We start from the raw sequence: 19,281 nt of genomic DNA, 5'->3' as shown, positions 1-19,281 counted from the left end.
GTTTAAAACCAAAAAAAGCACCTAAAGGTGCTTTTTTTGGTTTTACTAATTAAGTTTGTTTATAGCGTTAAAAATACAATCAAACCGACACCTAGTAATAAACGATATATTACAAATGGCAACATACCCATTCGCTCTATTACTTTTAAAAACATAAATATACATGCATAAGCCGATAAGAACGATAGCACCACACCAAGCAATAATGTATTCCAATCAACTACATGGTCACCCAGTGCAAGCTCTGCAATATAATAAAGCCCCATCATAGAAATAATCGGAATCGCTAGTAAAAACGAAAAACGCGCTGCGCTTTGCTTATTCATACCCAACATTAAACCAGCGGTCATCGTGATACCTGATCGAGAAGTACCCGGGATCATTGCAACAGCTTGTGCGAAACCAATGATAAGTGCCGTTTTCCAATTGAGCTGATAAATAGTTTTAATTTGTTTCCCTTTTGCATCCGCGTACCAAAGCAACAAACCAAATACAATGGTGGTAGTAGCAATTACCCAAGCGCTTCGCAAATATAACTCAATAAAGTCTTTTAAAAGTAAACCTAAAATAGCGGCAGGCACTGTACCTAGTATAATCCACCAGCCTAATTTACTGTCATCGGTAGTGCCTTGCTTACCAAAAGATTTAAACCATGCGCTTAGTATATCTACTACTTCTTTACGAAAATAAATAACAACGGCTATTAAAGTACCAACATGTACTGCTACGTCAAACGCAAGCCCTTGATCTTGCCAGCCTAAAATTTGCGATGGGAGAATTAAATGCGCAGAACTCGATATTGGTAAAAACTCAGTAAATCCCTGTATGAGGGCTAAAATAATTATTTCGATAATACTCATAGGTTAGAAAACTCCACCTTCCATAGCTTTTGTTGAGGGTTATTATATTCATTCCATAACTGCGCAATCGTTTGCTTAGCTACAGGATGATAAAAATCTGGGGCAACCTCACTCAGAGGTTGTAATACAAATGCATTTTTAGTTATTTCATCACGTGGTAATTGCGCTGGGGAATCGCAAGTTACATCATCATAAAACAGTAAATCTAAATCGAGCGTTCGTGGACTAAATTTTTTGTCGTTCGCTGTACGCCCATTATCACGCTCTATTTGTTTTAATAAAGCGCATACATCAGCAAGCGACATATCAGTTGTAGCGCCAACTACTGAATTATAAAAATTATTGCCAGCAAACCCAACTGCTTCACTTTCAAAAACAGACGAGTGCACAATGTGCTCAAAGTGCTGCTTAAGTGCAATTAATGCACATTGTATATAATGCGCTTTATTTATATTTGACCCTAGGCTGATATAAATTTGAGCCATTTAGTCAGTTGCCTTAACACGTGTAATTTCAACACCCACAGTTTGTGCTTGTGCTACTGCTGCTGGTTTACTTACTCTTATAGTAACTTGTGGCGTATTAAACTCGCTTAAAATAATCTCAGCCAACTGCTCAACCAAAGTCTCTAGCAACTCAACAGGTTTTGCAGTGCAGTGCTTAATAACGCGTTCGCTTACTTTTGAGTAATCCAGTGCTAAATTAATATCGTCATTTTCGGCTGCAGGCTTAATATCACTAAGCATTTCAATATCAAAATAAAGGCTCTGTTTACTTTCTTTTTCAAAGTCGTACACTCCAATAATAGTGTCGACGTGTAATTGAGATATAAAAACCTTATCCATTGATACTCCAAATAACAACAAACGACTAAGCAACTATACAAAGCATCAATAAAATTAATACTGTATATGGTTTAGCCAGTGTTTAAATATGTGAAAATAACTTCTACAATAGCAAAATAACCAAACTAGCTATTAAATAGCCTGTTAATAATTTTCACGATAAATTTTGCTGCCAATAATAGCTTAAAAGTACTATCAATTGGTATAGCAATTAAAAAATAAGGAAGCGTGTGTTAGCCACTTTAATGTTTGTTTTAGCTTATTTACTTGGGTCGATTTCGTCGGCTATTTTAGTGTCGCGGTTGTTCAAACTCCCTGACCCTCGTAATAGTGGTTCTAACAACCCAGGGGCTACAAATGTTTATAGATTAGGCGGAGCATTTCCGGCTTGCTTGGTTTTAGTGTTTGATATTTTAAAAGGCACTATTCCAGTATGGGGAGCTTATTTTTTAGAAGTTGAACCTTTAGAGCTTGGTTTAGTCGCTGTAGCAGCTTGCTTAGGCCATATGTACCCACTGTTTTTTAGCTTCAAAGGCGGTAAAGCCGTAGCAACGGCATTTGGCTCATTATTACCTATTGGCTTATCATTGGCTGGTTTACTTGTTTGTACATGGCTGGTTATAGTGGCTATAACACGCTATTCATCACTTGCGGCGCTTGTGGCAGTCTCTTTAGCACCTTTATATACATGGCTGATAAAACCACTTTATACTCTTCCCGTTACTTTTATTACGTTGTTAGTTATATTTCGTCACCGTACTAATATTATTAGATTATTTAGTGGGGAAGAACCAAAAGTAGGCGCTAAAAAAGCACCCACTGATGAAAACGAAAACAGTTAATGTAAGAGTAATACCAATTTTATTAAAAACATAATCATTCTAGCGTATTAAATAACTCACTAGCTACGTTAAAAATTATTTATATAGAACAACTATGTATCATAATTTTAGCCTTGTTATTGAGCTATTTTCTTATCGCTATAATAGATCACTAATTTAATTCAATTGGTATAATTAAATAGGCTCAAGGCTATCTATTGGCCAGCGAGGTTTTGTTTTCATATCAAGACTTGCAAACTGACCTGCTTTTAAACGTTGCATTCCTGCATAAGCAATCATTGCACCGTTGTCGGTACAAAATTCAGTACGCGGATAAAAAACGTCGCCTTTCATACCTTTCATTACGCGTTCAAGCTGCAGTCGAAGCTGTGTATTTGCACTTACGCCACCGGCGATTACTAAACGCTTAATACCTGTTTGTTTAAGCGCTCGCTTGCACTTAATAACCAGCGTATCAATAACCGCTGTTTGAAATGCATGCGCTATATCAGCTTTAGTTTGATCGTCGTCGTCATTTTCACGAATAGTGATTGATGCTGCAGTTTTTAAACCACTAAAACTAAAATCAAGACCTGGTTTGTCGGTCATCGGGCGAGGAAAAATAAAGCGCTTCGCAACGCCTTGTTCGGCCATTTTAGCTAAGCGCGGACCACCTGGGTAATCAAGACCAAGTAACTTAGCCGTTTTATCAAAGGCTTCGCCTGCGGCATCATCAACTGACTCACCTAGTACTTCGTATTGGCCAATACCCGCTACTTTAACCATCATGGTATGACCGCCCGATACAAGTAGTGCTATAAACGGAAACTCAGGAATATTTTCTTCAAGCATAGGAGCAAGTAAATGTCCTTCCATATGATGAACTGCAACAGCAGGAATATCCCAACCATACGCTAACGAGCGACCAATAGAAGTACCTACCAATAATGCACCAACTAAACCTGGGCCTGCGGTATAAGCAATGCCATCTAAATCTTCGGGGCCACAACCCGCTTGTGCAAATGCAGCATCAATAAGTGGCAGCGTTTTACGAACATGATCGCGCGATGCAAGCTCTGGCACTACACCGCCATAATCAGCATGTACTTTTACTTGACTGTATAATTGATGAGCTAACAAGCCTTTTTCGTCATCGTATATTGCAATGCCCGTTTCATCACATGACGATTCAATGCCTAAAATTCGCACTGTACTTCTCCTGCCTTTTAAATTTTTACTTTGCTACTTTTATAACGTAAGGCCAATATTTGTTTGGCCATCTTCTAGGGCAAACTTTTTAAGTGCCTTCACGCTATCAGAGGTAATACGCCCCATATTTTCTACAAAATCAATTAGCTCACCTAATACTTCAATTTCGTATTGCATTAATGGATGCTCTCTAACTGCAGTGTTATCTGCAACCTCGCCCTCAACCGTCATTTGATATTCAATAAAGCGCGCTACGGTTGCTTGAGATATTTTGCTAACACTAATGAACTCTTGCTCATCTTGCGCCATTAAACCGTGCATTAAGCTAAGTAAAGACGTTGCAGCATCAATAGCAGGGTAAGTACCAAACATATCAAAATCAGCAAGCTCAGGAACATTAGGTTCTATTTTTTCAACTTGTTTTTCGAGATCTATTTTACTCTTAGGCAGTAATATTTTTTCCCAACAAACATTAAGCGAACTACGTAATAAGGTTTCGTCACCAAACCCCGTTGCTTCGCTAAATAAACCGTAATTTGGCAGCATTCGCTCTATTAAAGCACTCGCTAAAACGGCTTTCTGTAAATAGTTAAGCTCTCTAATACGCTGAAAATTATTTGCTTTAGTCATTCTTTAACGTCTCACACGACCAACAAAAATCGAATGTTGATCCATTATGCTCATTACAGTTAGGGCATACCCAATCTGGAGCGGATTGTTTTACTTGTTGATAGTTTACCAATATTTGTCGCGCATGGCGCTCTTTTATCGCATAAACCTGCACACTAACTTGTGTTTGATCAAATGGAATTTCTCCCATTGCGCCTTGGAGCATCTCACCTTTTATTTTGCATTCAATGCCACTGGTTTGTATTAAACCTTTAATAATATTAGCTTCAAGGGTATTTTCGGCTTTATAAATTGTAACCCATTGAAAGGAGCTATCTGTTGAGTTTTTATTATTAATATTTTGCAATATTCACCTCATTTATTTTGTGTTAACAATATCCTGCGCTAGATTACTAGCATGCTGCACTTTTAAGGAATAAACATGACACTTACAACCCCGGGCCTACTTTTCCCGGCCATATCGCTGCTATTACTAGCCTATACAAACCGATTTTTAGTTTTAGCGCAATTAATTAGGGAGTTAAATACGCGCGAGGGTGAATCTATTCGCCCTGTTGTAGTGGCTCAAATCACTAATTTACGTAAACGCATTAAGCTAATTAGAACAATGCAAGTATACGGAGTCGCCTCTTTTCTACTGTGTACATTTTCAATGTTTGCTTTATTTATTGAATTTAATACCACGGGCATTATTTTATTTGGTGTTAGTTTAGCTTGTTTAAGTCTATCGTTATTAACGTCTTTATTTGAAATACATATTTCCTGCGATGCAATTGAAATAGAACTGCAAAGCATTGAAAACAAACCATTAAGCAATAGGATTAGTCGGAATTTTGTGAAATAAATTTGTATTTATCGCCTCCCTATTATTTGTCACAATAATCTTATATGTATGCCCCATTTTGGGACATACTTTTTTATTATTTAGAACAATCAGACTCCAATTAACCTATTGACTAAGAATAACTTTATGAAAATAGTCAATTGCAAAAATGTCGATAAAGAGCAATAAACAACTAGTCTTCAATTAAAAAAGTAATACTATTTGGTCGCTTTTTTCTTTAATTAATACTAAAAGGGGGGTATCCTGCTGGAAACACGTATGAACTAGCAAATATATTTCAATATAAAATTTTACTAAACTTTAGAATAAAAATTAATATATTTGATGTCCGCTGTATCTGCGACTTACTTATAAAAAAGGACTATAAAGTGAGATTTGAACAATTAGAGCAATTTGTAGCACTTGGAGTGTTACGTCACTTTAGACAAGCAGCTGAACAAACCCAAATCAGTACTTCAGCGCTAACGCGCAGCATTCAAACACTTGAAAATGAAATGGGATATGAGTTAGTAAAACGCTCAACACGTTCAGTTAAATTAACGCCAGAAGGCGAACTTTTTCTTGAATATGCTAAAACGACTCTATCGGAGCTTGAGCTAACGAAAAAACGGATTTTTCAATTAGTAAACGGTAATGCTAACGAAAAGCTGGTTATTGGCTATACCAATAAGGCAAGCAGCATAGTACCTATTTCTTGTGGGCAGTTTTTAGCTCAATATCCACATATAAAAATTGAAATGCAATTACAAGATCAGCAAGAGCTAACACGTAAACTCCAACAAGGAGAAATAGACATAAGTGTATACTCTCAAGCGATTAATAGTATTGGCAGTGATATTCACTTACCTGATCAGCTTGTATTATTTGTTTCAAAAAATCACCCTCTTGCACATAAAAACGATATAAGTAAGCAAAACCTTGATAGCTATCCTATGTTTGGCTGCTTCTCTCAATCGAAACAAGTGCAAACCATGCTTAATGAAGCAATTGATTCTTTAAATAAATCATCAAGCATTAAAGTAGGCAGTATTGAGCAGGTAATGGCTGGCGTAGTTAAATCAGATCACTTTGCTATTGCAAGCATTGAACATGCAAACACAATTGCAGAAAACCCTGAACTCGTACAACTAAAAACAAATAAAGATTTAAACCACGAACAACTCGTAGTACAAACAAGCCAGCAAACCTCTATTACTGAACATGTAGAGCATTTACTATCGCTTATAAAAAAAGCGGGAGCTGCATTTAACTAACCCTTCTTTTTGAAAAAGTGCGGCGTAATAAACAGTAGCTTTAAATCGCTTTTCAGCTACACTGTCGCACCTTTTTTAAACAGCTGATGTGGATGAACACACTTTTTGGTCCTGATGTCTATTTAGATGATATAGAACGCCAAGGATACACCGTAATTCATAACGCGCTTATTGCCGATTTAGTTAACGATTTAGTTGCAGACTGCCACCGTATAAACCCCCACTTTAGCCTTGCCGGTATTGGTCGATTAAATAACTTACAAATAGATAAAACTATTCGTACTGACAAAACTTATTGGTTTGATGGCAGTTCTCAAGCACAGCTTACGTATCAAGCAATAATGCAAAGTATAAAAACCACGTTGAATCGTAGCTTTTTTATGGGGCTATTTGATTACGAATGCCATTATGCAAAATATACACAGGGTGATTTTTACAAAAAACACTTAGATGCATTTAAAGGTCGATCTAATCGTGTATTTACAACGGTGCTTTATTTGAATACGCCAGAGCAAGGTGGCGAACTTATTATTTATAAACCTAAAAGTAAAGAAGTAGAAATAACGATTAAACCAACGGCTGGTACATTAGTTATGTTTGAAAGCGAGCGCTTTACTCACGAAGTACTTCCCGCAGTTGATGAGCGCTACTCTATTGCTGGATGGTTTAGAAAAAACGCTTCGATTAGTGGGATTATTGATCCGCCCAGATAGCTCTAAACAGTGCATTTTAACAGCCTTTATTGTGGCTTTTAAAATGCCATTGGGTATGAAAATAATAATCCCATAAAAATAGCCAAACCCACATAATGATTATTTAAAAATGCTTTAAAGCAGGCGTCCCTCTCTCGTTTATGAATAAGCGTTTGTTGATAGGCCAATAAACCAGCTGCAACACTCAAACCTACTCCAAACGCGACACTTAAATGATTACTTATACCAATAAAAGCAACCAATGCTATAAATACAGCGTTAAGTAAAAATATAATGTGACGGTCGTATTTACCAAATAAAATAGCGGTTGATTTTACCCCTATTTTTAAATCGTCATCCCTATCAACCATGGCATACATCGTATCGTAGGCGACTGTCCAACAAATATTAGCTATAAATAATAGCCATGCTTGCGATGGTAAACCATTAATTGAAGCCATATACGCCATTGGAATAGCCCAACCAAATGCAGCTCCTAAAACAACTTGAGGTAATTGTGTATAGCGCTTCATAAAGGGATAACAAAAGGCTAAAGCCAAAGCCCCGAAAGAAAGTAAAATAGTATTAACGCTCAGCATTAATACTAAAATAAATGCTATAACAATTAGCAGTAAAAATAGGCTAAGTGCTTCACCGCTGCAAACCTGCCCTGAAGCAAGCGGTCGCTGAGCAGTACGCTTTACTGAGCCATCTATTTTCCTATCTGCAAAGTCATTAATTACGCACCCTGCGCTTCGCATAACAACCACACCTAATGTAAATACGATAAAGTTGAGTAAGCTAGGCATTCCGCTATTAGCAAGCCACAAAGCCCAATATGTTGGCCAAAGTAATAACAAGGTACCTATAGGCTTATCTATACGCATTAGCTGTATGTAGTAAGGAATATGTTTTGGCTTTAAAGTAGCTAATCTCATGAGTACAAATACGCCCCGGGTAAAAATACTTCACACACTAAAAACTTATAATCTCGTAGCGAAAACACACTTCGACGACCTAGTAAGTTTTGTTTAGATAAATTTAATTGAGACACCAACTGCTGCAATGAATGCTCGCTGTTAAAACATGCTACTTCTATATCAGTGCGCACTAATTGAGGGTCTTGAAAAATAACATCACCAAGAGGTCGCTCTCCCATGTTAAGCAGAGGATTATACGATTTATCTTGTCGTTTATTGTCGGGTAGCCAACTTTGTGCATAGACCATTGGCTTATCATCACATAACAAAATCACTTCTCTATTTAGTGCCGATACGGCTGTGCAACTAAGTAATTTTTGTTGCTCAACCGATAAATCAAACGTTTGCTCACTAAGTACTTTTACAGAGAATTTTTGCGATCGACTTTTTAATTTAGCCGTTAATGAATGAGGCTCAAATAGCCAATCACGCTCAGTCGCTGTTAAGCCACTTACTTGTGAAGTATGTTGCCAGTTGGCAGACAAAGAAATAGGAAAAGTAGTCACAATTGCTCAATTAAATAAAAACCGGAGCAATAATAACATTGCCAATGCATTTGAAAAAGTGATGATTTACTGCCATAAATAACTAAGATAAATAACTGCTTGGCGCTGTTTATTACACACCATTGGGTATAAACTATTTACAACAGGTTTTTAGAAACGCTTTAAATATGAAAAAAATAGTATACACATGTCTTTTTACATTCTTTGTAAGCGTTATAAGCTTTACAGCTCGAGCTGAATCCACAGTTGGTTATTTTGGTTTTGAGCCAGATATAATTACTAACTATATTGGCCCATCAAGTAAAAAAATGGGCTATGTGCGCGTAACTATAGATTTAATGCTTAATGACACTTCAGATATTGCAATAGTAGAGCACCACACCCCTTTACTGCGCGATGCCTTAGTAGAAATATTTTCAAAAGAGTCTGAAGAGAAAATAAAATCACTTACTGGTCGAGAAGAAATACGTGCAAAGTGCGCCGAAAAACTAAAAAGCCTGTTAAAAGAAGAAACAGGACAAGAGATCATCCGTGAAGTCTTGTTCACTAAATATTTATATCATTAGTATTTAACGGTTAACGTTTTACGTTAAATATTTTAGCGGTATAGGCAAAAGCCATGCCGCTAACTAACCCTCCTAAGTGCGCCCAATTAGCCATACCAACAAACAATACATCTGCAAAACCAAGTACTAGCCAAGTCAACATAAAGCCAATAATTGCGGTACTAACCAGCGCAGGTTTGTTCGGATTTAAAAAGCTATGAATCCAACAAAAACCAAGTAACCCATATACCACACCGCTCAAACCACCAAAGTTGGGACCAACCATTAAATATTGTGCCCAATTACTAATAAGTGCAGTCACTAAAAACAAGCCTATTAAGCTTAGTTTTCCGCATTGTTTTTCAATATTGTCACCAAGCGACATCCACCAAATTAAGTTAAACACTATATGCATCGCGCTAAAATGTACGAGCGCGGGCGTTAACCAACTTAAAGGCTGCGTAGGTTTAAACTGCATCATAGTGTAAATGGTCTCAAAACCACCTAGTAAAAAAGCAAAATAAATTATTACGCTTACAATACTTACGGTTTGATTTAACCAGCTGAGCGCTTTAAAACGGGCTATTAGATTGAGCGATTGCCCTTGATATTTAAGCGGCGATTGCGTGCTGCCTACATCCCAAGATGCTTGTAGGTATTTTTCATGATTAGGGTTTTGTGTAAATTCAGCCCATAACGGCTGAACTTGATGAAAGTCCTCCTCAGTCACGCTAATAATGACATTACTGCCATCTGCCGAGTGTATCTTTGCATCTAAACCTTGGCTTTTTAAATAATCTATAAAGCCTTGTGCGGCGCGCGGGTTATTTAAACTGCCAAGCTCTATCATCGCTCTACTTTCTCGCTGTAAGCTGCTTCCCAAGCGGTAAAACCACCATCCATGCTATAAACATCTTCAAAGCCTTGTTCAACTAAATAGCTAGCGGCGCCTTGAGAACTCATACCGTGGTAGCACACAATTATAATTGGCTGATCGAATTCTTTTTCCATCATAAATTGAGCAATATTACCGTTAGAAAGTGCCTCAGAACCTGGGATATGACCTGCTTGATACGAATTAGGATCGCGAATATCTGCAATTACAACGTCTTCTTTATCTAAAAGCTCTAACGTTTGCGCTATAGAAATATGTTTAAATGCCATTGAAGTCTCTTTAATTAATAGTATAAAAAAGGCGGCTAAAGCCGCCCTTCTTGTAATTTAGGTGGGAGTTAATCCCAGTTTAAAATTACTTTACCTGACTGACCTGAAATCATCATATCAAAGCCAGCTTGGAAGTCATCCACAGAATACTGATGTGTAATGATTGGATTCAAATCAAGACCAGATTGAATCAAGCTTGCCATTTTGTACCACGTTTCGAACATTTCGCGACCGTAAATACCTTTAATCACTAAGCCTTTAAAAATAACTTGGTTCCAGTCAACCGCCATATCTGATGGTGGAATACCTAGCATGGCAATTTTGCCGCCGTGGTTCATGTTATTAAGCATTGAATTAAAAGCACTTGGCACACCTGACATTTCAAGGCCAATATCAAAGCCCTCTGTCATACCTAGCTCTTTCATTACATCTTCAAGCTTTTCGTTGGCCACATTTACAGCGCGTGACGCGCCCATTTTACGCGCTAAATCTAGACGGTATTCGTTTACGTCGGTAATAACAACGTGGCGAGCACCCACATGTTTTGCAACAGCCGCTGCCATAATACCAATTGGACCAGCCCCCGTAATCAATACATCTTCGCCAACTAAGTCGAACGATAATGCGGTATGCACTGCATTGCCAAATGGGTCAAAAATAGAGGCTAATTCGTCAGAAATATTATCTGGAATTTTAAATGCATTAAATGCAGGAATAACTAAATATTCAGCAAATGCACCTTCACGATTTACGCCAACACCTGTTGTATTACGGCATAAATGTACACGCCCTGCACGACAATTTCGACAATGACCACACGTAATATGACCTTCACCCGATACGCGGTCGCCTACTTTAAAGCCACGAACTTCCTGGCCCATATCAACGACTTCACCAACATATTCGTGACCAACAACCATAGGAGTAGGAATCGTTTTACTTGCCCATTCATCCCATTTGTAAATATGTACGTCGGTACCGCAAATAGCTGTTTTACGAATTTTAATCAGTAAGTCGTTATGACCCACTTCTGGCTTTGGTGCATCTGTCATCCAAATGCCCGGTTCTGCTTTTAATTTAGATAATGCTTTCATAATCCACACTCAACTAAAAAACCGAAGCGAGGCTTCGGTTTAAAATAAAATTAAATAACGCCCATTTCTTTACCAATACGGGTAAATGCATCAATAGCAATATCAAGTTGCTCAATGCTATGCGCCGCTGAAATTTGTGTACGAATACGAGCTTGCCCTTTTGGTACTACTGGGAATGAAAAACCGGTGACGTAAATACCTTCAGCAAGTAGCTTATCAGCCATTAACGAGGCTACTTTTGCATCGCCTAGCATTACGGGGATGATTGCATGATCTTTACCTGCACACGTAAAACCAGCAGCTTCCATTTGCTCACGGAAATATTTAGCATTTGACCAAAGTTTAGCGCGAAGCTCGCCGCCATCCTCTAGCATTTCAAGTACTTTAATTGATGCCGTAACAATTGAAGGGGCTAATGAGTTTGAGAACAAATAAGGGCGTGAACGTTGGCGTAACCATTCAACAATTTCTTTTTTACCCGATGTATAGCCACCTGAAGCGCCGCCTAGCGCTTTACCTAAAGTACCGGTAATAATATCTACACGGTCTAATACATTACAGTACTCTGGTGTACCTTTACCGTTTTCACCAACAAAGCCGACTGCATGAGAGTCATCAACCATAACAAGTGCATCGTATTTATCGGCTAAGTCGCACACCGCTTCTAAATTACAGATAACGCCGTCCATAGAGAACACGCCATCGGTCGCTATTAACTTCGTTTTAGCACCTGCTTCATCGGCTGCAATAAGTTGCTTTTCAAGATCTGCCATATCGTTATTTGCATAACGAAAACGCTTAGCTTTACATAAACGTACGCCATCAATAATTGATGCATGGTTTAGAGAATCAGAAATAATAGCGTCTTCTGCGCCTAAAATGGTTTCAAATAAGCCTGTGTTTGCATCAAAACATGAAGAATATAAAATTGTATCTTCTGTTTCTAAAAATTCACTGATTTTTTGCTCTAACGTTTTATGGATATCTTGCGTGCCACAAATAAAACGAACAGACGCAACACCAAAACCATGGTTCTTTAAACCGTTTTGCGCCGCTTCAATTAGCTCTGGGCTATTAGCTAAACCTAAGTAGTTATTAGCACAAAAGTTGATTACTTTACCTGATGCAACTTCAATTTGAGCTTGCTGTTGGGACTTAATAATACGTTCGCTTTTATACAAACCTTCGGTTTTTACGTCTTCAATTTGCTGTTGTAGCTGGCTAAAAAAAGCAGATGCTCTCATCTGTGATCTCCATTTATTTGAACGGGTAAACAACCACATTTAAATGGCAGTTTATTATGTGGGGTATTGTAAAAGTTTAATGGGAAAAATGCACGGTTTGTAGTTCGTCCTAAACGCCATAAACTGGAAGGAATTCCTGCCAGTTTACAATCTAATTTGTTTAGTTTATTTATGTATTTAAAAGTGCGGGTAAATTACTTATAGAATCGATAATTAAATCAGCCTCTTGTTTTGCACTTTCGTCAAAACTTTGCCCTGAGCGAACTAAAACACGGGTAGTGATCCCTGCTTTTTTCGCAGCCTGCATATCACTGAGTTTGTCACCCACCATAATGCTGCAAGCTGGGTCGATGTTATGCTCTTGTATGCCTTGTAATAACATACCTGGTGCCGGCTTTCTGCAATCGCATTGTTTTAAATATTCTGGTAGCGCTTTTTTAGGGTGGTGAGGGCAAAAGTACACATCGGTAACTTCAATACCGTGCGCACTAAATTGAGCTTTCATCCATTGCGTTAGTGCTAAAAAATCAGCTTCGGTGTAATAACCTCGCCCAATACCAGATTGGTTAGTGACGATTATGATTTTATAGCCTGCATCATAAAACGTTTTGCAGGTATTAAAAACACCGTCAATAAATTCAAACTTTTCGCTTTGATAAACATAACCATGATCAACATTTACCACGCCATCTCGATCTAAAAAAAGCGCTTTATTTTTTTGTTGCTCATTCATTACAAAGACTCTTTTAGTACAACATGATCAAACATCGCTTTTACATCATCAACCGTAATTTGGCTCATTAAATCATTGCCTTTAACGCGCGTACCCCACGGCACTTGCTCAGCCGTTTTACCAGTTTGCTTAAGCAAGTTTTGATGATAAACCTCTACCACATAGTCTTGGTATAAATAAGGGCCTGTTCGTGCAGGGTTTGAATGTGCATATAAACCAATAACCGGCGTACCAACCGTTACCGCCATATGTGCAGGGCCTGTATCGGGCGCGAGCACTAAGCTGCCACGCTTTAACACGCACAACAATTCTTTGAGTTTCGTTTTACCCACCAAGTTTAAAATAGGCGTGTTGCTGTGCTCTATAATGCTATTTGCTAGGTTAATTTCAAGATCAGTTGGGCCGCCCGTCAATACTACCTTAAAGCCTTGTTCATTAGCGTAATCAGCCAGTGCCGCGTAACGCTCAGGTAACCAATTACGCTGTGCTTTACTTGCTGCCGGCGATATTACAAATAGTTTATTCGTTAAATACTCAGGCGTGAGCAATTCGTCAGCAACCGTTTGGTCTTGCTGTGTATATGGCATGTTCCAGCTGGGTTTATAATCAGCAACACCAATGGCTTTAGCAAAACCTTTAAAGCCTTCAAGAACGTGCGCCTGGGTTTGTGGGTCTATGCGTTTATGAATAAACAAACTGTGCAATTCTTTTGAGCGCGCCCAATCGAATCCTATTTTTACTTTTGCAGGAATACAACGCGCTACAAACCCAGCTCTTAGTGCAACTTGCATGTTAAGCAGCACATCAAACTGTTGGTCTTTAAAACGCTGTTTTAAGCTTTTAAGTGCTGCTTTACCTTGTTTTTTATCAAATACCACCAGCTCAACACCCGGTAAATCGGCAAGTAGCATGGCTTCTATTTTACCAATAACCCACGTAATTTTTGCATTAGGATGTGCTTTTTGAATGGCTTGTACTGCACTCACACCATGACATACGTCACCAATGGCTGAGAGTCTTAATATACAAATAGATGAATAGTTAGGAGCTTGAGTCACACATTCCCTTAGGTATTAAATACAAAAGCCGATCTTAAATTATAATCACGCTATTGCAAGCACTTATCCTGAGCTTTAAAACGCGCTAATATAGACACATTATTTAGCAATTACACAGAGCTATGTTTAAACAACACGTACAAGGCAACCACACTGTATTAAGCCACCCTAAATACACAAACCAAATTACGTTAGATTGGTTTGATGCAAATTATTGGCAACAACAAAATAAAATTGTGGGCGCTAAAAAAGGCAGAGCAACTGCGTGGTTTTTTAAACAAGATAATTTAACAGCCGTACTTAGGCATTATTGGCGCGGTGGCTTAGTGGGTAAATTGCTAAGCGATCAATATTTATATCCAGGGCTTGAACAAACCCGTGTTTATAAAGAATTTAGCTTAATGAGTAAACTTATAGAGCTTGGTTTAAACGTACCAGCTCCTATAGCAGCTAAAATAACCCGCAGCGGGTTAATTTATCGTGGTGATATTATTACCGAGGCCGTTACAGGCGCTAAAAGTGTACTTGATATATTAATTGAACGCCCATTGACCGAAGGTGAGTTGGAGCGCATTGCTAAAACAATCGCACTATTTCATTCCAAAGGTGTATACCACGCTGATTTAAACATTAATAATATTTTGTTTGATGATACTGGTGATGTGTATATTATCGACTTTGATAGAGGTGAAATAAGAGCGCCTAACCCACAATGGCAACAAAGTAATATGGCACGTCTTAAGCGCTCATTTTTAAAAGAGCAAGGTCGAAACGAGTCATTCCATTGGCAAGCGAGTGACTGGCAGACTCTACACAGTAACTACCTTAAAGCGCCAGCTAATGTATAGCCAGTGCTAAATACTGCAGAACAACTTGCTCTGCTTGTACTTGTTTTAAAATTTCAGCGTTTTCTACATTTGGCTTATCTGCTAGCACCTGCTTAACGGCATTGGCTAATGTCTCACTTTGTTGAACGGGTACTAAGTATTTACTTAGCTCGCCTGTTAAAATCTCGCTTGGTCCAAATGTACAATTAGTGCTAACCACCGGAGTACCCACGGCTAAAGCCTCTATTAATACCGTTGGAAGTCCTTCAAAATCAGAACTCAATAATAATGCTTCAGCATGCTTAATCCAGTTATACGGGCTTTGTTGAAATCCTGGTACTACTAACTGTTTTTCTATGCCATATTGCTGTGCAAGCTTTAACGCTTTTGCGGGTTTATTACATAAAAGGACTAACTTGTATTTTTTATCGAGCTTTGCAAATGCTGAAAATAATATATCGTGACGCTTTTGTTTGGCGAGTCTTCCTACATGAATTAAGTAAGGCTCATTGGGAATATTGTTATTTTTCTCATTTGCTTGTTGTTTTATCTTTTCAAAATCGAACGGATTATAAATAGTTCTAATTGCACTTGGGTTAATTAAACCCCCTTGTATTATTTCTTTTTCAACACCCATTGAGACACAAACAAGTGATTTCCCATTGAGGTTTTGCTTACTTTTTTTAAGATATAAATAAGAAAATGGACCTAACTTTTTTTGGCGAGCAAGTTCTGCATTAACGGAGTTATGAATTACAAAATGAACATTTTTAACATTACTTTTTGAGAGTAAATTATTACTTCTGTCGAGGTTTGAAAGCACTAAATCAATATGACCTACTTCACTTTGTTTTTTTTCAAACCAAGCTTCCAAGGCTAAAACATTCTTTTTACGCTGCCAAAATCTATCTGCTTTTGATGCCCTATGTTCGAATAAGCTCTCCACGTTAAGTACTTTAGGTATATTATATTCAATAGAGTTAGCTAGGGACAAAATAGTGATTCTGTGCTGTAACTTGGCCATTTCCTCAGCAAGGGTAAGCATTACTTTTTCAGCACCACCACCCTCGAGTGAATCAATTACAATCACTATATTCATTAGCGATCCCCTATAAGCATATTTTTTATGCCATTAGTGATCACATCGAAGCTATGTGTATTATCAAGTTGGCTATATTGAGCAACGAATTCATTATAGAAAGGCTCGCTAATAACCTGAGCTATTTTCGTAGTGATTTCATCAACATCAAGATTTGCTTTTATGACAACACCTGTATTAACACAATAATCCAAGCGTGTATTCTGATCTTTTGAGATAGCACATGCCACAACGGGGGTTTGAACTGCAATTGCTTGCAATAAAGTATCTCCACCGCTAAGTAATGCGATTTTAGCTTGGCTCATTAATGCCAAAAAATCAGTACTTTGCAGACTTGCTAAACAAGTAACTTCATCACTTTCAGGAATGGCTTTCTTATAATTGGGACCAAACACAACAACTGCTTTTAAACCAGTGTGCTTAGTAATTTTAAGCGCGGCTTTAAAATAAACATCAGCGCAATTAAGGTGATTTAATACATGCCCACCTGAGCCAGCATTTACAATAAAATAGCCTTCCGATACTAAGTTATAGCGATTTAAAACATCACGTTTTTGCGCGCAAGAGGCAAATGTAACAAAAGGACCTACATTTCGAGGATGTGCCAAGGGAAACATGTCTAACTTCGTACTTTCAGCCCATGTAAGTGGCTCAATACAATAATCAGGCTGTACAACCCAATGTGTATCAATTAAATTAATTCTGTTAAGTTTTAAGCCTTTAGCACGTTTTTTTGCATGCTGAGAAATGAATATAACTTTAGCGCCTACCTTTTTAGCCGCCTTCATATGCCCTGCACGTCCTGCACAATCAAAAACAACGACATCAGGTTTAAATTGCTCTATAAAGTCGCAAACAAAATCAAGCTCTTTAGTCGCTGAGTGTTCGAGCAGTGTAGCTTTAAAAGGGCAAGTTTTAGCATAAGTAGTATGCTTATTTAATATAAAATGAATATCGAGAGAATCAGCAACTTCTGCCTGTAAACTTTGAGCCAACAACAACGAGCGCATATACTCACCAATGCCTTCTGGTGATGATACTGGAATAAATAAAAGTCGTTTGTTGCTCATTGCATTCTCAATGTCCTATTTGAGCTCCAGTATATCAATCAGATACTTATTACGATAGCTAGGTTACATTTTAATATATTAAATTAGCTCTATAAATTTGATTATTTACTGCAATAACAAGCTTAGGTTGATAAACTTAGCCGCAATCTTAATCACAAGGATCTGAACTTTGCGAAACAGAATTTTTCTACTTTCTACTCTTTTTTGCGCTATGAGCGCATCAGTTAATGCTGAGCCATGGGTAAAACCCGATGATTATGGTCTAAGAGCTGATATTCAACAATTAGCTGATGCCGGTGTTATTTTAGCTCCTGTAACCACCTATCCGCTTATGTGGAAAAGTTTTATAAGCGATGTTGAAAGCATGCCGCTGGAGCAATTATCTCCAAGTTTACAGGATGCTTTATTACGCGTTAAACACCGGTATAAATCCGAGAACAGTAGTTCGCATAGCGTTCAATTTTCAGCATTTGCAGCAACAGATCCTATTGTAGCAACGAGCTTTGGTGCAACTGATACTCAAGAAACCGAGCTTTCTGCTGCTTATTCCTATTTAGGTGATAACTTTGCGGCTAAAATAGCTGTAAATTATAGAAAAGATGGTAAAAAATGTTTAGTTGATGGGAAAACGACTGACGATATAGTTACCGATGTGCAAGCTTTAACTGATTGTAACGACACCTCATTTGATGACAGCTACTTAGCATATCGTTTAGGTAACTGGATTTTTAGAGCGGGTGCTGTTGAACAATTCTGGGGCCCAGGTGTTGATAACAGCTTAATTATGTCTGGTAATGCAAAACCTTTACCTGCGCTTAGTGTTACTCGAGAAAAAAGTACCGCTTTTGAAACACCATGGTTAAGTTGGATCGGCCAATGGGGCTTTACTGCACAAATGGCAAAGCTTGAATCAACGCGTGTTGTTCCTGATGCATTACTGTGGAGTACTCGTGTTAATTTTCGTCCTATTCAACAATTAGAAATTGCACTTAGTTGGTCTGCACAATGGGCTGGCGATGGGCAACCTAGTTCTGCAGGTGATTTTATTGATTTGATTACTGGAAAAACAGAATGTGTAGATGCAACTACAAACTGTGATTTATCAAATAGTGGATTAGAGTCCAAAATAGGTAATCAATTAGCTGGACTTGACATTCGTTGGTCTGACACATTATTAGGGCAACCATATGCGATCTACGCCAGTACTATTGGAGAAGACGCAAGCTCACAATTTAAACCATCAGATAGAGCTTATTTATTTGGTTTACAAACTACACAGCGCATATACGACCAAAACGTATTATTAAATATAGAATACACAGATACAGGAGTTGCATGTAAGACTTTTACTGAATCTGAAAACTGTTACTATGAACATTTAGATGGCAATTATAAATCAGGCTATCGCTACTACGGTCGTACAATCGGTTCAACTTACGATAATGATACGCAATCCGTAGTTTTAACATTACTTGGCCAACTTTCTAACGGGGATGACTGGCAAGTGAAGTTACGCAATGTTGATTATAATAGCGATAACAGCGATCTTTACCCAAATAATCCTGACTTAGGAAATACAATTACTAAAACAGGGTTTAACTCTAAACAGCTAGAAGTACGTTACAGAATGCTTTCTATGGGCGGCCGCGTCACTTTAGGTGCTTTTGCATCAAACAATGATGACGTAGATAATGATACATCGGCATTTGCCAAATATGAATACAACTTTTAATACGTTACTTTAATAAAGTAACGTATTAAAAATAAAAAGGGATGAAAACACTGTTTTCATCCCTTTTCTGTTTAA

23 protein-coding genes are annotated in these 19,281 nt (G+C 37.9%); 7 read left to right on the top strand and 16 right to left on the bottom strand.

The features are described 5' to 3' along the window. Positions 1-59: 59 nt before the first annotated feature. From I6F53_RS12605 to folB, 3 genes are read right to left on the bottom strand one after another with little or no spacing between them, the layout of a single operon-like run. Entirely contained in the window at positions 60-860 is an 801-nt protein-coding gene (locus I6F53_RS12605) for an undecaprenyl-diphosphate phosphatase (RefSeq protein WP_197239757.1), read from the bottom strand. Next, positions 857-1,345 (bottom strand): 2-amino-4-hydroxy-6-hydroxymethyldihydropteridine diphosphokinase, encoded by a 489-nt coding sequence (gene folK, locus I6F53_RS12600; RefSeq protein WP_007584740.1) that lies wholly within the window; start codon positions 1,343-1,345, stop codon positions 857-859. Before folK ends, I6F53_RS12605 begins: the two co-directional genes overlap by 4 nt. After that, the gene (folB, locus tag I6F53_RS12595) at positions 1,346-1,705 is read right to left on the bottom strand and encodes a dihydroneopterin aldolase (RefSeq protein ID WP_007584738.1); all 360 of its coding nucleotides are present in this window, start codon (positions 1,703-1,705) and stop codon (positions 1,346-1,348) included. 230 nt (positions 1,706-1,935) lie between these two features. On the opposite strand from folB, the gene plsY reads away from it, so the two are divergent. Then, complete coding sequence (gene plsY, locus I6F53_RS12590; protein WP_165729397.1) at positions 1,936-2,547, top strand: glycerol-3-phosphate 1-O-acyltransferase PlsY; 612 nt, start codon at positions 1,936-1,938, stop codon at positions 2,545-2,547. 174 nt (positions 2,548-2,721) lie between these two features. Here the strand turns inward: plsY and tsaD are convergent, their stop codons facing one another. The 3 genes from tsaD to I6F53_RS12575 are packed head-to-tail and all read right to left on the bottom strand — an operon-like array spanning position 2,722 to position 4,711. Beyond that, positions 2,722-3,735, bottom strand: coding sequence for a tRNA (adenosine(37)-N6)-threonylcarbamoyltransferase complex transferase subunit TsaD (tsaD, locus tag I6F53_RS12585; RefSeq protein WP_165729396.1), 1,014 nt, complete (start codon positions 3,733-3,735; stop codon positions 2,722-2,724). Between the two features lie 39 nt (positions 3,736-3,774). Further along, positions 3,775-4,365, bottom strand: coding sequence for a YjaG family protein (locus tag I6F53_RS12580; RefSeq protein ID WP_182755236.1), 591 nt, complete (start codon positions 4,363-4,365; stop codon positions 3,775-3,777). Next, positions 4,358-4,711, bottom strand: coding sequence for a putative signal transducing protein (locus I6F53_RS12575; RefSeq protein WP_149594119.1), 354 nt, complete (start codon positions 4,709-4,711; stop codon positions 4,358-4,360). Before I6F53_RS12575 ends, I6F53_RS12580 begins: the two co-directional genes overlap by 8 nt. Positions 4,712-4,786: 75 nt before the next feature. On the opposite strand from I6F53_RS12575, the gene I6F53_RS12570 reads away from it, so the two are divergent. The 3 genes from I6F53_RS12570 (at position 4,787) to I6F53_RS12560 (ending at position 7,175) form a co-directional block, all read left to right on the top strand. After that, the gene (locus tag I6F53_RS12570; RefSeq protein ID WP_010554403.1) at positions 4,787-5,209 is read left to right on the top strand and encodes a DUF2721 domain-containing protein; all 423 of its coding nucleotides are present in this window, start codon (positions 4,787-4,789) and stop codon (positions 5,207-5,209) included. Positions 5,210-5,577: 368 nt separating this feature from the next. After that, complete coding sequence (locus I6F53_RS12565; protein WP_197180552.1) at positions 5,578-6,462, top strand: LysR substrate-binding domain-containing protein; 885 nt, start codon at positions 5,578-5,580, stop codon at positions 6,460-6,462. Between the two features lie 92 nt (positions 6,463-6,554). Then, positions 6,555-7,175 carry a 2OG-Fe(II) oxygenase gene (locus tag I6F53_RS12560; protein WP_197239756.1) on the top strand — a complete coding sequence of 207 codons (621 nt, stop codon included), beginning with the start codon at positions 6,555-6,557 and terminating at the stop codon, positions 7,173-7,175. A gap of 38 nt (positions 7,176-7,213) precedes the next feature. Here I6F53_RS12560 and ubiA read toward each other — a convergent pair whose 3' ends face one another. Further along, positions 7,214-8,092, bottom strand: a complete 879-nt coding sequence (gene ubiA / locus I6F53_RS12555; RefSeq protein ID WP_197239755.1) for a 4-hydroxybenzoate octaprenyltransferase — start codon at positions 8,090-8,092, stop codon at positions 7,214-7,216. Next, positions 8,089-8,640: a chorismate--pyruvate lyase family protein gene (locus I6F53_RS12550; RefSeq protein ID WP_197239754.1), complete on the bottom strand. Its 552-nt coding sequence runs from the start codon at positions 8,638-8,640 to the stop codon at positions 8,089-8,091. The genes ubiA and I6F53_RS12550 overlap by 4 nt, the downstream gene beginning before the upstream one ends. Positions 8,641-8,807: 167 nt before the next feature. On the opposite strand from I6F53_RS12550, the gene I6F53_RS12545 reads away from it, so the two are divergent. Beyond that, complete coding sequence (locus I6F53_RS12545; protein WP_197239753.1) at positions 8,808-9,206, top strand: flagellar basal body-associated protein FliL; 399 nt, start codon at positions 8,808-8,810, stop codon at positions 9,204-9,206. Between the two features lie 10 nt (positions 9,207-9,216). On the opposite strand, the gene glpG is transcribed toward I6F53_RS12545, so the two are convergent. From glpG to I6F53_RS12515, 6 genes are all read right to left on the bottom strand, one after another. Then, positions 9,217-10,035 carry a rhomboid family intramembrane serine protease GlpG gene (gene glpG, locus I6F53_RS12540; protein WP_197239752.1) on the bottom strand — a complete coding sequence of 273 codons (819 nt, stop codon included), beginning with the start codon at positions 10,033-10,035 and terminating at the stop codon, positions 9,217-9,219. After that, positions 10,032-10,349 carry a thiosulfate sulfurtransferase GlpE gene (gene glpE, locus I6F53_RS12535; RefSeq protein WP_077537084.1) on the bottom strand — a complete coding sequence of 106 codons (318 nt, stop codon included), beginning with the start codon at positions 10,347-10,349 and terminating at the stop codon, positions 10,032-10,034. Before glpE ends, glpG begins: the two co-directional genes overlap by 4 nt. Positions 10,350-10,417: 68 nt before the next feature. Then, positions 10,418-11,443 (bottom strand): L-threonine 3-dehydrogenase, encoded by a 1,026-nt coding sequence (tdh, locus tag I6F53_RS12530; RefSeq protein WP_002961053.1) that lies wholly within the window; start codon positions 11,441-11,443, stop codon positions 10,418-10,420. A gap of 50 nt (positions 11,444-11,493) precedes the next feature. After that, positions 11,494-12,687 carry a glycine C-acetyltransferase gene (locus I6F53_RS12525; RefSeq protein WP_197239751.1) on the bottom strand — a complete coding sequence of 398 codons (1,194 nt, stop codon included), beginning with the start codon at positions 12,685-12,687 and terminating at the stop codon, positions 11,494-11,496. Between the two features lie 169 nt (positions 12,688-12,856). Further along, positions 12,857-13,420 carry a D-glycero-beta-D-manno-heptose 1,7-bisphosphate 7-phosphatase gene (gmhB, locus tag I6F53_RS12520; protein WP_197239750.1) on the bottom strand — a complete coding sequence of 188 codons (564 nt, stop codon included), beginning with the start codon at positions 13,418-13,420 and terminating at the stop codon, positions 12,857-12,859. Beyond that, positions 13,420-14,478 (bottom strand): glycosyltransferase family 9 protein, encoded by a 1,059-nt coding sequence (locus I6F53_RS12515; protein WP_197239749.1) that lies wholly within the window; start codon positions 14,476-14,478, stop codon positions 13,420-13,422. Before I6F53_RS12515 ends, gmhB begins: the two co-directional genes overlap by 1 nt. A 122-nt stretch (positions 14,479-14,600) precedes the next feature. Here I6F53_RS12515 and I6F53_RS12510 point away from each other — a divergent pair, with 122 nt between their 5' ends. Then, complete coding sequence (locus tag I6F53_RS12510) at positions 14,601-15,326, top strand: 3-deoxy-D-manno-octulosonic acid kinase (RefSeq protein ID WP_197239748.1); 726 nt, start codon at positions 14,601-14,603, stop codon at positions 15,324-15,326. Here I6F53_RS12510 and I6F53_RS12505 read toward each other — a convergent pair. Together I6F53_RS12505 and I6F53_RS12500 are read right to left on the bottom strand one after the other, a co-directional pair. Then, a complete protein-coding gene (locus tag I6F53_RS12505) occupies positions 15,316-16,404 on the bottom strand; it encodes a glycosyltransferase (RefSeq protein ID WP_197239746.1) in 1,089 nt (362 codons plus the stop codon). The two genes, I6F53_RS12510 and I6F53_RS12505, sit on opposite strands and share 11 nt — an antisense overlap. Next, on the bottom strand, positions 16,404-17,474 hold the full coding sequence (locus tag I6F53_RS12500) for a glycosyltransferase family 1 protein (RefSeq protein WP_197239745.1): 1,071 nt from the start codon (positions 17,472-17,474) through the stop codon (positions 16,404-16,406). The genes I6F53_RS12505 and I6F53_RS12500 overlap by 1 nt, the downstream gene beginning before the upstream one ends. 211 nt (positions 17,475-17,685) lie before the next feature. Between I6F53_RS12500 and I6F53_RS12495 the strand changes: the two genes are divergently transcribed. Further along, on the top strand, positions 17,686-19,206 hold the full coding sequence (locus I6F53_RS12495; RefSeq protein ID WP_197239772.1) for a capsule assembly Wzi family protein: 1,521 nt from the start codon (positions 17,686-17,688) through the stop codon (positions 19,204-19,206). Positions 19,207-19,281 lie beyond the last annotated feature (75 nt).

Source organism: Pseudoalteromonas sp. SWN29, from assembly GCF_015864465.1.
In the GTDB taxonomy this organism is placed as follows: Bacteria; Pseudomonadota; Gammaproteobacteria; order Enterobacterales; family Alteromonadaceae; genus Pseudoalteromonas.
The sequence above is the reverse complement of the archived record's forward strand: the minus strand, read 5'-3'. Positions and strand labels throughout refer to the sequence as shown.